The organism is Ktedonobacter racemifer DSM 44963 (genome assembly GCF_000178855.1).
Classification (GTDB): Bacteria; Chloroflexota; Ktedonobacteria; order Ktedonobacterales; family Ktedonobacteraceae; genus Ktedonobacter; species Ktedonobacter racemifer.
Genome location: NZ_ADVG01000002.1, coordinates 1,740,735 through 1,753,170, shown reverse-complemented (window position 1 = coordinate 1,753,170; position 12,436 = coordinate 1,740,735). Strand labels below are relative to the sequence as shown.

Genomic DNA, 12,436 nt, shown 5'->3' with positions numbered 1-12,436 from the left:
TCTGAACGATATGCCTAGACCTGCTCTGGCTGTGGCGTTTGCTCTACTGGCGCGGGCGAATGTAGTCCTGCCCACCCATGTAGGGGCGCAGTGCCTCGGGGATACGCACACTGCCGTCTGGCTGCTGGTGATTCTCGATCAGCGGAATCAGGATGCGGGGCGAGGCGATGGCCGTATTATTGAGCGTGTGTACGAAGCGGACCTTGCCCTCGGCATCGCGATAGCGAATATTAGCGCGACGAGCCTGCCAATCGTGGAAGTACGAGCACGAGTGGGTCTCGCGATAGCGATTCTCGCTGGGAACCCAGCATTCGATATCGTGCATACCAACCTTGCCATCACCCATATCGCCTGTGCAGACGTTGACAATACGGTACGGCAGCTCCAGGGCCTGAATGAGCTCCTCCGCGTTGCGCTCAAGCTCCTCAAACCACTGGACCGAGACCGCATGGTCGGCTTCACAGATAATATACTGCTCTACCTTGTTGAACTGATGAATGCGGAAGACACCACGCGTATCCTTGCCATAGGTGCCGGCCTCCTGGCGGAAGCAGGGGCTGTAACCTACGTAAGTCAGCGGTAGCTCCTCGGCCTTGAGAATTTCATCCTTGTACATGCCGGTGATCGAGACCTCGGCGGTACCCACCAGGAAGAGGTCCTGTCCTTCGATCTCGTAGACCTGGTCGCGGCCCTTGGGGAACTGACCATTGCCGACAAAGGCGAAGTCGCGGGCCATCGAGGGTACGATAATGGGAGTATAGCCCTTGCGCGACAGGCGGTCGAAGGCGAAGTTCATCAGTGCTAGCTCCAGGCGCGCGGCAGCGCCTTTGAGCGAATAGCTGCGGCTGCCAGCCACCTTGACGGCACGTTCAATATCCACCATCTCGAGTTTCTGCATCAGGTCATAATGGTCGAGCGCGGGGAATGCAAAGTTCGGCTTCTCACCCCAATACTTAATGGGCACATTGTCGTCTTCATCTTTGCCCACAGGCGTGCTAGGATCGGGAATATTGGGTACGAGCAGGAGCTGCTGATAGCGCTCCTCCTGAAGCTGGGCCAGGAGCGGCTCTTTCTCCTTGATAGCTTCCGAGAGTTGTTTGCCCTGGGCGATATACTGGTTGCGCAGCTCGACGTTTTTCTCTTTCGCGGCCTGCTGAATTTTTTTCGAGAGAGCGTTCTGCTGAGCACGGGCCTCCTCGACCTCTTGCTGAAGCGAGACGACGCGCCGATCAAGCTCCAGGAGGGCATTGATATCGATAGGATTATTCTTCAGGCGCGCGGCCTCTTTGACCGCGTCAGTGTTGGTGCGGATAAACGTGAGATCGAGCATGATCTCCTCCTCTATCTATGGCGGCGTATATGCGAACAATAAAAAAACGCCGTGTCCTACAAGGACGACGACGACTTTACAGCGTTATCGTGGTACCACCTTTGTTCGTTCAAGCGAAAGTGAACCTCGTTCTGGCCAGGTAACGGGGGCGAACCGTGAGCGCTCTTCGCGCAGGCTCCTGGGTGGATTTCACCGCTGCTCACTACTGCGTTGCACCAAACCGCAGCTCTCTGAAAGGTGGCGCAGGCTACTTGTCCCAATCATAGCCGTTATGTTATGTTTATATATTGCCTGGTAAAACAGATCTGTCACCGATTCTATACTTAAGTACAAGGGTAACAGTTTGCTTGCGCTTTGTCAAGGTGTGGATTGGCTTAAAGTTTCCACACCTTGACATTGCTGAAACTGGCGTCGATGGGGATACCTGATTGAGCGACGGCCACGCCCAGGCGCCCTGATTTCAGTGTGCTATCTCTGGCACCTCCAAGGAAGGTGTCGTTTGCGAAGAGGTAGAAGGTTGTGCCCTGGGCGAGCACGACGAGCTGATTGCTCTGCCCTAGCCCCTGTGTAATGTCCGAGCTGCGCCCATTGAGCAGGTTCTGCCCCTGTCCCGACTCCTGGTAGAGGTCGAGGCTGTAGGTTCCATCCATGCCAATGCTAAAAAAGTAGTACTGGTTGCCTGTACTGTCGACGCGGAAAAGCAGCCCGGCGTGGTCGGCGTTGCCTGTATTGATGGTGACCTGGGCTGAATAGACGGCATCGGCGTAGGTCTTCGCCTGCGAGAGGCAGGGCTGGATATAGCCCCGTTTGGCCACGAAGGCGTGATAACCACTGCTAGTGAAGGCACAACCCGTGGTGCTGTTACCGCCAATATCCCATTTCCCATCACCGGTGCGATCACTTAAGGAATCGTTCAGGTCGGGATTTTTCTTGGTTGCGTCGGTGAGGATGCCTTCGAGTGCGGTCGCCGTGGCGGTCATATCTTCAATGGTTGTGGTCGCCTGCGCCTGATTTTCATCCTGGGCGGTGGCGGTGGCGTTAATATTGGCCTGGACGGTATTGATGGCGTTTGCTGTTCCCTGCGAGCGCGCCTGGGCGGTGTTAACGACATTTTGTGTCCACTGTGCCTGTACAGTGGCAAACGCATGTGTGGAATGACGATAGTCGACGCTGGTACTGTAGATAATAAAGCCGAAGCCGCTAACGATCAAGACAGTCGCCAGGGCGAAGACGAGTAGGCGCATCCGATCCTGCAATTGCTGGGCTTTCAGGAGTCGCTGGCGCTTGAGATCTAATTCTACTAGGCGCGCGGCAAAGAGCTTCTCCTGGGGAGAGAGCGTTTCGAACTCAGCGGGCGTCGTTGTGTCTGGGGATGTACTGCCCGGCTGATTCTCTGCTGGCGCGATCCTGGAATTCTCAGATTGATGCGGAGTTTCGCCTGGTGATAGATGAGGCATGAGTGATAAATATCCCTCCTTATCTTTCGTTGGCGTCGATTTACGCGCCTTGTGAGATGCTGGGAGCCAATCCTGGCGTCTCGTTTGTTCACTCCTCTTTGTGGCGCTAAAGCTGCCAGACGCGAGCGTTTTTGTAGGCCACATCAGTCGCTGAAGAGTTATCTAAAGACATGAAGCCAATCTGGCCAGAGGTATAGGCTGTATCCTGGGCCTGGCCGACGTATTGTTTATTGATATAGAAATATATTGTGCTGGAACGTGCGATAACATCTACAAGATTTGCCTGCCCGATACCTGTTTTAACAACATTTGGGTGATCAAAGAAAAGGTTATGGGCGTGGCCATCACTCTGAGTGGCATTAAGTTCCACCGTGCCGTCGCTTCCTACCTCAAAGGAGTAAAATTTTAATGAGCCCTTATTGCCGCGAAAGATCATCCCACCTGTATTACCTTTCAGGATCGTCATATTGACCTCAAAGGCCATATTTGTGTAATTGGTGTTGAGTCCAAAGCAGGCGACATAATAGTTCTTATTCCGAACATCGGCATGGAAGGCACCATTGCTATAGTAGCATCCTCCGCCCCCTACGGCATCATAAGTCTCCCAGCCTGCGCTATCTGGACCGGAAAGAGAGGACTGAAAGATGGGCGAGCCGCTGGTCGCCTGGGAGTAGATCGTCTGGCGCGTGGTTGCCGTTTGCTGCACACTCGCGGTCGCCTGGGCATTGGCTGTGGCGGTGGCATTGGTGATTGCCTGGGCGGTGCCGGTCGCCTGGGTGTTGGCCGTGTTGGTCGCGGCCTGGGCGGTACTGGTGGCCTGGGCGCTGGCCTGAGCTGGTAGGGCAACCCCCGCGTAGTAAATCAGACTTACACCACTGCCAACGACAACGATGAGCAAAATGGCCAGGAGGACGAGTAATATGGGCGAACGCTTCCTCCTGGCAGCAACGGGAGGCGTAGGTGGGATATAAGGCATGTAGGGAGGAGGTGTATACATCCCTGGAGTCCTCTGGCCTGCCGCTGGATCAACGGGAGGAGCGTAAGGATTGGCACTGTAAGGCGTGATGGGTGGTGTCTGCCCGGCGTGAGAGACAGGTGTATGGTAAGGCGAGGAAATGCTGTGGGCGGGCGACGAGGTAGGTGCTGAGGATTGTGCCGTGGGGGCTACCACGTCGGGGCCGTAGGAGCCGTAGTTTTCGCCAGCAAGCATAGCTGGTTCGGAGGGCGCAGGGGGCGCGGGAGGAAGATCACTGGCAGGCTGCTGTGCTGGACTGGATGCCAGTGCAACCTGCTGACCACAGCCAGGGCAGAACTTTGCTATAGCTTGTAGTGGTGTGCCGCAGTTGGGGCAATGCTGCATATGTAAAAACTCCGATGTAATAGAACAAATAAAACAGTGGGCAAAAAATAAAATATGCATGATCCAGACAGAGCGAGATCATGCACTAGCATACCATTCTTCCCGTATTGTGCCAAGCCTAATAGTGCTAAAGGCAGAATGAGGCCAGGCGTCGCGCGACGCCTGGCCTCATTCTGCCTTTAGCATATTTCCTAGATCATTCCCAGTTCCCATTTTGCGTCCTCTGTCATACGCTCAGGGGACCAGGGAGGATCAAAGGTCAGGTCGACCTTGCAGTTCTGTACATTCTCGACCTGCTTTACGCGCGACTCGACTTCTTCTATTACCTCGCCAGCCATGGGGCAGCCGATAGCGGTCAGAGTCATCGTTACGTTTACGCTGGCATCTTCTTCTTGTATATCAATGCCATAGACCAGGCCCAGGTCAACAATGTTCACCGGGATTTCTGGATCATAACATTCACGCAGGGCGTCCATCACTTCTGCTTCATTGATTTGTGCCATAATCGGCTCCTTTGTTTCTGGTAGGCTCCTCTTAATCCGAGTAAATAGGTCGGAATATATTCTTCTGTAATATACTGTATCGGAGCCTTTTTGTCAAAAGAAAAAAGAGGGTTGGTGGGGACACCCCACACCCGGCAAAGGGCCTCGCCCTTTGCAATCCCGCTTAGGGATAGGCTTGTCCGATGCGCTCGAGGAAGAGGGTGCGAAAGCCTGCTGCGTCGACGGCGACTGGTGCTTGTATGTTGGCCTGCGTGTGCCGTTTAAAGTCGGCGACCGTCTCACCCAGGGTCAGTGCGCCCTGAAGTTCCACATCAACGTAGGCCGGCTGCCAGGTTATAAGATCAGGGCGGAATGTTGCGGCGAGGCAGAGCGGATCATGCATATGGAATGCTTTGGTCGCTATCTCTGCCTGGAAGACGTTGAAGTAGAAGTCCGTCATCTGTAAGATCGCGTGCTTCACCGAGCCATCCAGGGAGGTCGCCAATTGCGCAAAATCTTCGGGGGTCAGGCTTACCTGGTGGGTCACATCCAGGCTGACAATGCGTAGTGGCCAGCCCGCGTGAAAGACCACATGGGCTGCATGCGGATCACAATAGATGTTAAACTCAGCGGCAGGCGTGACGTTGCCAGGGACGCGCAGTGCGCCCCCCATGATATACACCTCGCGCACTGCACGCGCGATACGGGGCTCTTTGCGCAAGGCCAGGGCCAGGTTGGTCAGTGGCCCAATGGCCACAAGCGTAATCTCGCCGGGTGCCTGCATGACCCTCTCGATGATAAGGTCGGCCGCATGCTGAGGGTGGGGTGCGATGTGTGGTTCAGGAAGCTGAAGTTGACCCAGACCGTTCTGCCCATGAACGGACGCCGCATCCCCGTGTGGAAGGATGAGAGGGCGTGACGCGCCTGCCGCGACGGGGATATCTTCTCGTCCGGCCAGGGAGAGTAACGCCAGAGCATTGCGCGTCGTGTGGTCAAGATTGACGTTTCCGCATACAGTGGTCAAAGCCTCAAGCTGTATTTCAGGCGAGGCCAGAGCTAAAAAGAGCGCGAGGGCATCATCGATGCCGGGATCAGTGTCCAGAATGATACGATGCAAGAACTTCCTCCCGATAGGGTATTCCACTTTGCGCGCCGAAGCGTGCGATTTTGAGGGATGCCGCATAGACCGCGAAGCGTAGGGCATCCTCGGCGCGCTGCCCCTCACTGAGAGCAACGGTGAGCGCGCCCACGAAGCAGTCTCCCGCCGCCGTGGTATCCACTGGCTGAACTTTGGGAGAGGCCTGGTAGATACAGCGTGATTGTCCAGTGGTGTCGCGTGTCACGAGCATGGCCCCCCGTGCACCAAGCGTGATCACTACGGTTTGAATACCATAGCCGTGCAGGATGGTCGCGACGATGCGCGCATCCTCAACACTATGTACCTGCTGCCCACTGAGTTGTGTGGCTTCAGTTTCGTTGAGCACGAGCACAGTGACTTTGCGCAAGAGATCACGGGAGAGCGCCTGCGCGGGTGCCAGATTGAGCGTCACTGGGACGCCAAGGGTATCGGCTTTCTCAATCAGGCTGGTTACGGTTGCGAGGGGAATCTCAAGCTGAAGCACCAGGGCTTGCGCTGAAGCCAGGGCCGCATGAATCTGCTGCATGTGCGCTTCATCTTCTCCGACCAGCATATTTGTTCCCCCGGCTACGACAATCGCATTATCCCCCTCATGCGAGAGAAAGATGAACGCAGTCCCAGTGTTCTCTTCCTTATCTCGAACAATAAGTTGTGTGTCGATACCTTCGGTGCGCATCGCGTCTAGTAAGCGGTCTCCGAAGGAGTCGATGCCAACGCGGCCAGCCATGGTAACCGAGGCTCCCATGCGAGCTATAGCTACAGCCTGGTTTGCTCCTTTGCCGCCGGGAACAAATTTTAACGAGTTCTCCGCCAAAAGCGTCTCACCCATACGCGGGATATGTGGAACTCGTACAACCTGATCCATATTCAGGCTACCGACTACCAGGATGTTTTTTGGTTGCATAACGAATGTTCTCCTGTGTACATTACTGCCATGCCAGTATGACCTGCGGGAAAGCAGAACTCTCTTGTTATAGCCCAGGTGCATATCGCGAGAAGCTATGTGGGGCGTGGCGAGGGGATAGTCCCAAAAGTATGGTAAGCGCTATTGGTACTGATGAACATCCACTGAGAGCATACATCATGCAGGTGCATTCTCGCAATAGGCTGCGAGAATGCACCTGCATGATTGTTGGTAAAAAGAGCAATAGGATGTATTATTATCTAGGATATTGATTTATAGGCATATGTACGGTTAAGGAATTTAGCCACGAAAGCAAAAATCTTTACCATTTTGCCAGCTAAAAGGAGCTTGCGCGTTCTACATGTTGTAGGGCATATTGATAGATGAAGCTAATAGCGTAAATATATCGCAATGTGGTTATGGGAGGGTGTCATGGTGCTGCAAATAGAAGAGAAGCCTGGAAGTAAACGCCGGAGCAGTGAGGAGAAGGGAACATATATTCGTATCCTGGTGGCCGATGATCAACGTCTCTTTCGAGAATGTATCGCTGGCATGCTGGCGCAGGAACGGTTTTTTAGCGTGGTTGGGCAGGCTGGTGATGGCATCGAAGCGCTTGAACTTGCTGAAACGTACAAGCCGGATGTCCTCTTAATGGATGTGCAGATGCCGCGTATGGATGGGATTGAGGCGCTACGGCGCATCAAGGAAGAGTGGCCACAGATCCGGGTCATCCTCTTATCCGCTTACACAGTTGATGAGCGCGTTCTGGAGGGATTGAGCGCGGGTGCGAGTGGCTACCTTTTGAAAGATAGCTCCGCTGAAGGGGTCGTAGCCGCCATTCGCGCAGTCTACGCAGGCGAGCAGGTTATTACATCACGTATCTCCAGGCGCATGATGCAGCTTTATGAGCAAGGGCTGGTGGAGAAAGAGCCGATTGGCGAGGGGCTGACGAGCCGAGAGATCGAGGTATTGCTGCGTATTGCCAGGGGGATGGTGCCTAAAGAGATTGCGCAGGCCATAGCGGTAACCGAGAAGACGGTGCGCAACCATATTAGCAACATCTATCGTAAGCTCAACATTTATGATCGCTCTCAGATTGTGATCTATGCAATCAAAAAAGGGCTGATCGACATACAAGATGTCTAACAGTACCTACCCTTGTGAGCAAACAGGTTGTGGCCGACTGACACCACGCTTAAGAGGTGGGGGTAAGTGTGGGGGTAGCCGCCGGAAAAATGGCCTTCATGCTGCGGCAGTAAGTAATGAGGCGGCTGAAAAGAGGCAGTGGCTCAAGGGCCGGAACACAGCCAACCAGGATCAGTTTGCGTTGAGCGCGGGTCAGGGCCACATTTAAGCGATGTGGATTGGTCAGGAAGTCACGTCGCTGGCTGCCTGCCGGAGGCTCCTGGCTGGTCGCGAAGGACATGATGATAACCATGCGCTCGCCACCCTGAAAGCGATCAACGGTATCCACACTCAGGAGGGACGAGGTCGGGAGCCCCTCCCAACCGCTGGCAGGATCGCCGCTAAAGAGATGCCGCCGAATGGTGGCGACCTGTGCGCGAAAAGGCGCGATAATGCCAATATCTTTCGGTGTGATGCCACGCTTGAGGAGTTCCGCGACGATGTCGCGTACAACTCGTGCCTCGGCGTTACTCGTTTTGCTCTCGCTCGCGCCCGGTCCAGCTTCATATGTGTTCGCTTCCGCCTGAAGAGGTGAGCTATCGAGGAAGGCCAGGGGGCGCCCCGGCCTGAGAACCTCGGTGATAGCGGTTGTCTCCTGGCGAGTTGGCGAGAGAGAGGTAAAGTCTAGCTTTCGCTCGGCAATCGAGGGGTGCGCGAGAAGCAGACGCTCATAAAAGACGGTGGAAGAGAAGTTTGAGATCCACTTATTCATACGATACTGCGTGCGTAGTGGCACACAGGCGCTGATGGCCACGGCCTGATTCTGCATATAGTCATCATCGAAGCGCTTAAGGTGACTGAAGAGGGAATCGCTTAAGCCCTGGGTCGCGGCCTCCGGGTTCAGGACGAGGGGGGGAAGCTGCTTTTCATCGCCTACCAGGATAAAGCGGTGCGCGAAACGCAAGGCTCCCAGGATGGCGGGCACAGTAAGCTGGCCTGCCTCATCGATAATGGCAACGTCAAAGTCCAGTCCACTCTGCTTACGCGCGACATTCTCGCTGGTGAGCATGTGGAATGGCATATATTTATCAGAGGACCAGGTCGCAGTCGTTGAGGCAATCACTGGCATAGAGTGCAGCAGATCGTGTACCGCCTCTGGATGCGGACTCTCATCCACCAAGCCTTTCAGCAGGTGGGGGCGCACTCCTTCGGCCACGCTACGCTCATGACCCAGGCGCAGGTAGGTGTCGAAGCCCTCGCGCTCAAGGCGCAGAAGAATATTATCGACGGCCTGGTTCGTAAAGGCCGCCAGCAGGACGCGCTGCCCCTGTTGCGTCAGGCGCTTGACAATCTCGGCAATAACGCTGGTCTTCCCTGTTCCTGGGGGGCCATGGACGAGTAGATAATCCTGCATTTGGAGGGCGCGCTCAACCGCTAGGTTCTGCTCAGCGTTAAAGTCTGCTCTTGGATGGACCTGTTGCTGTTTAAAGCGCGGACGGACCTTCCCCGCGACCAGGTCACGCAGGTGAGGATCAACCTGGAGCCAGCGCATCAGGTTCTGCAAAGTGCGTACATGCACCAAGTCATTATCATAGCGGTCGAGCAGGGCCGGGTGGTCAATCAGCTCGCGTGTCCAGACGGTTACGGCTTGCGAACTAATCTGGAGAATAGTGCCACTGACGACCTCTCCACGGATGGGATCGCCGCTACTCAAGAGAATCTCGTCGCCCTCGCGTAGTTCAGAGGTATTCTCGCAGCTAAAGCTCTGTTGCCAGCCATCATTCGCAATGTTGGCTGGGCCAAGCGCTTGCAGGCCCTGGATGGCTGTTCCCTGTTTAAGGCGCTCCTCTATCGGTGTATTCCAGAGCCTGGCCTGCTGTTCTTCGCCCGCGCGGCCCTCCAATTGAAGCAGGTGATAGTAGTGAGCGAAGAAGGCCTTATCCTCCTGAGTGTTGAAATGCCAGGGGCGCCTGTCCTGGGTATCCGGACCGCCTACCTCGCCCTGTCCATTCTGAAAGGCCGCGTCGATGGTTGGAAGCTGCCAGTCGAGGAGGCTTGAGAGCTGATAGCACTGGCTCTGGAGCGAACAGCGATTGCAGCGTGAGGGGCCTGGAGGTGTGGTTGGAATGCCAGTTGCCAGGCTGAGCACCAGGGTGTTGCGCCGCTCATTGACGCGCTGGATCTCGCGGATAGAAGCGGGGATGCCAAAGGCCTGGGCATGTTGTGGCGTACCGCTATAGAGGAGGGTCGCGAGGGCCTTCTTCATCTGAGAATCGCGGCGGACCATGAGCAGAGAGTGATAGCCATAGACCTGCCAGCGATGCTCTTTGCGGGGAAGCTCGCCTTTGGCGCCCCCTGTTTTAAGTTCGAGCAGGCGTTGACGACCAGCCTGTCGCCAGAAGAGGTCGAGGCGTCCACGTAGCCCAATTTCAGGCGCCAGCAGAAAGGTCTCGGCGCGCACCTGGTTGGGCGCGGTATCAGGATCTGCCTGTGTTTCGTGAGTCTCCTGAAGCGCAGTCGGCATATCCCAGAGTGTATTGCGTTCATGTTCAAACCAACGTGCCAGGCTTTCCAGGTGTGGCTGAACCTCCTGGCGCATCGCTTCAGGATTAATGCCCGCGAGGGCCATCTCAATATTATGGAGCTGTAATGCTTGCTCCAGGTGACGTTGCAGGCTTACATACGCCGTTTCTGGTGCCTGCTTTTCCTCTTCATCTGCCTTTCGTAGCAAGAATTTCCCGCGATCATGCTCCTTGAGAAGCTCCTTAAAGCAATGATGTACAATGTTACCACGAATGGTCGCGGCGTTTGCTGGCGAAGGGATCAAGCGCTGCAAGAGGTGCTGGCGCTGGCAATATTCCGCCTGGTTGAGGTCAGTGATGTTAAGCAGGGTATCTGGCTCAAGCACGGCCAGGGTATAGGAGTTGCCGCGATAGCAGGAACGTGAGCGGTCACGAAAGGTAAGTTCGGTGGGCGCAAACGGGAGATGATAGACACGCAGACGCAAGGGACGCATTTTGACTACATCCCAGCGGGCACGAAGCTCACGCACCAGGCTGCGATAGTAATGGTCATTCAGGTGCAACTCGATATGCGCGCTCCCGGTATCCAGCACGAAGACCGCGACCTGCTCGCCCGCCACCAGCCGTTCCTGAGCGACGAGAATACGCCCTTCGAGTTGCAGCCCCGTACAATCAGGACCTGGATCGAAGGCACAGAGGAAGCATTCGGGTGTGTGAGTATGGATCTCAGGTTGTTCAGTTCCCTGCGTCATAGTTGCGAAAAAGTCTCCTGTATTTTGCTCTTGCTGGCAGTGTACGCCACGAACAAACTTTCGTCAATCTCTAGATCAAACAAGGATACATAGAGAATAAAGCTAGAACGATAGACGTTTTGTGGTTCTTTTATTACCATACACCGACCAATTGGAAAAGAGGAAACAGATGGTTGCATCCCCGAAAAATCCCATCATTCGTACTGTTACGCTGGGGCTGGCGGACGCTCACCCGCTGACGGTGAAGCATATACAACAGGCGAGCGCCCTGTTACGCGAGGTTGAGGCACGGCTCACGGAGGCTGGCTACGAGCTACAGACGCTGCGCCTCTCAACGCGTTCCTTGTGGGATGACCTGGTGTCCTGGTCCGCGACGGAGATTCAGCAGTATATCCAGGAGTTGCAGGAAATATTGGACGAGCAAAACCTGGCCTATTGTTCACTGGGAGCGGCCCAGGTGACGCGCCCAGACTTTCCCCTGGCGCGGCTGGATATATTAGCAGATCTTTTATTGCCAGCCCCAGCCTTGAGTGCGACAGTTCAATTGGCAACGCTCCAGCATGGCCTGCGCGCGCAGGCGGCTCTGCCCACAGCCCACATTATCAAGCGCCTGGCGAGCGAAAGCGAAGAGGGCTTTGGCAACTTCCGTTTCGCTATGCTGGCCTGTGTTGAGCCTGGTAGCCCCTTCTTTCCTGCGGCCTATCATGAGGGAACTAGTAGCCTGAGTGTTGGTTTGCAGGGGGTGAGCATTGTGACGGAGGCGCTACAACAGTTGCGCGCCCAGCAGGCAGGCCCGCTCGATCTGACGCTCGTAAGCGAGACTCTCAAGGCTGCCTTGCAGGCACAGGCCCGCCCGGTGGTGGAAGCAGTCAGCCAGTTGGCGGAAGCGTATGGCGTGCGCTTTGGCGGTATCGATCTCTCGCCCGCGCCTATGGGCGAGGAGAGTATCGCGGCGGCCATGGAACTCTGTGGCTATGGCCCCCTGGGATCGCCGGGAACGCTCGCGGTCGCAGCGGCGCTGACCGCTGCCCTGAAGGGAACGGAGCTGCCAACCTGTGGCTATAACGGTCTGATGCTTCCTGTCCTGGAGGATCGCCTGTTAGGGCAGCGCTGGGCCGAGCGGCGAGTCAACGCCCATCAACTCCTGTTGTATTCCACCGTGTGTGGGACAGGACTGGACACGGTTCCCTTGCCAGGAGACTGCTCCGTCGAAGAGATTGCCGCGCTGCTCCTGGATGTAGCGACGCTTGCTCTGCGACTGCGCAAACCGCTCTCGGCGCGCCTCTTCCCGGTTCCTGGAAGACAAGCTGGCGAGAGCACAACGTTTAGCTCGCCGTATCTGACAAATACGCTTGTATAGAGAAAG

Annotated in this window: 9 protein-coding genes and 1 other annotated feature; of the genes, 2 read left to right on the top strand and 7 right to left on the bottom strand. The window is 55.7% G+C overall.

The window, feature by feature from the left end; genetic code table 11:
* Positions 1–43: 43 nt before the first annotated feature.
* The 6 genes from serS to rbsK form a co-directional block, all read right to left on the bottom strand.
* Complete coding sequence (gene serS, locus KRAC_RS23840; protein ID WP_007911565.1) at positions 44–1,330, bottom strand: serine--tRNA ligase; 1,287 nt, start codon at positions 1,328–1,330, stop codon at positions 44–46.
* A gap of 57 nt (positions 1,331–1,387) precedes the next feature.
* Positions 1,388–1,603: a binding site (T-box leader), on the bottom strand.
* A 101-nt stretch (positions 1,604–1,704) separates the two neighbouring features.
* Positions 1,705–2,787 (bottom strand): hypothetical protein, encoded by a 1,083-nt coding sequence (locus KRAC_RS23835; RefSeq protein WP_007911563.1) that lies wholly within the window; start codon positions 2,785–2,787, stop codon positions 1,705–1,707.
* A 106-nt stretch (positions 2,788–2,893) separates the two neighbouring features.
* Complete coding sequence (locus tag KRAC_RS23830) at positions 2,894–4,147, bottom strand: zinc-ribbon domain-containing protein (RefSeq protein ID WP_007911558.1); 1,254 nt, start codon at positions 4,145–4,147, stop codon at positions 2,894–2,896.
* A 191-nt stretch (positions 4,148–4,338) separates the two neighbouring features.
* Positions 4,339–4,650: a metal-sulfur cluster assembly factor gene (locus KRAC_RS23825; RefSeq protein ID WP_007911556.1), complete on the bottom strand. Its 312-nt coding sequence runs from the start codon at positions 4,648–4,650 to the stop codon at positions 4,339–4,341.
* A 163-nt stretch (positions 4,651–4,813) separates the two neighbouring features.
* Positions 4,814–5,746 carry a nucleoside hydrolase gene (locus KRAC_RS23820; RefSeq protein ID WP_007911555.1) on the bottom strand — a complete coding sequence of 311 codons (933 nt, stop codon included), beginning with the start codon at positions 5,744–5,746 and terminating at the stop codon, positions 4,814–4,816.
* The gene (gene rbsK, locus KRAC_RS23815) at positions 5,721–6,671 is read right to left on the bottom strand and encodes a ribokinase (protein WP_007911553.1); all 951 of its coding nucleotides are present in this window, start codon (positions 6,669–6,671) and stop codon (positions 5,721–5,723) included. The genes KRAC_RS23820 and rbsK overlap by 26 nt, the downstream gene beginning before the upstream one ends.
* A gap of 432 nt (positions 6,672–7,103) precedes the next feature.
* Between rbsK and KRAC_RS23810 the strand changes: the two genes are divergently transcribed.
* Positions 7,104–7,817 carry a response regulator transcription factor gene (locus KRAC_RS23810; RefSeq protein ID WP_007911551.1) on the top strand — a complete coding sequence of 238 codons (714 nt, stop codon included), beginning with the start codon at positions 7,104–7,106 and terminating at the stop codon, positions 7,815–7,817.
* A 49-nt stretch (positions 7,818–7,866) separates the two neighbouring features.
* Here KRAC_RS23810 and KRAC_RS23805 read toward each other — a convergent pair whose 3' ends face one another.
* A complete protein-coding gene (locus tag KRAC_RS23805) occupies positions 7,867–11,070 on the bottom strand; it encodes an AAA domain-containing protein (protein WP_007911545.1) in 3,204 nt (1,067 codons plus the stop codon).
* A gap of 169 nt (positions 11,071–11,239) precedes the next feature.
* On the opposite strand from KRAC_RS23805, the gene KRAC_RS23800 reads away from it, so the two are divergent.
* The gene (locus tag KRAC_RS23800; RefSeq protein WP_007911542.1) at positions 11,240–12,430 is read left to right on the top strand and encodes a DUF711 family protein; all 1,191 of its coding nucleotides are present in this window, start codon (positions 11,240–11,242) and stop codon (positions 12,428–12,430) included.
* The last annotated feature ends 6 nt before the right edge of the window (positions 12,431–12,436 follow it).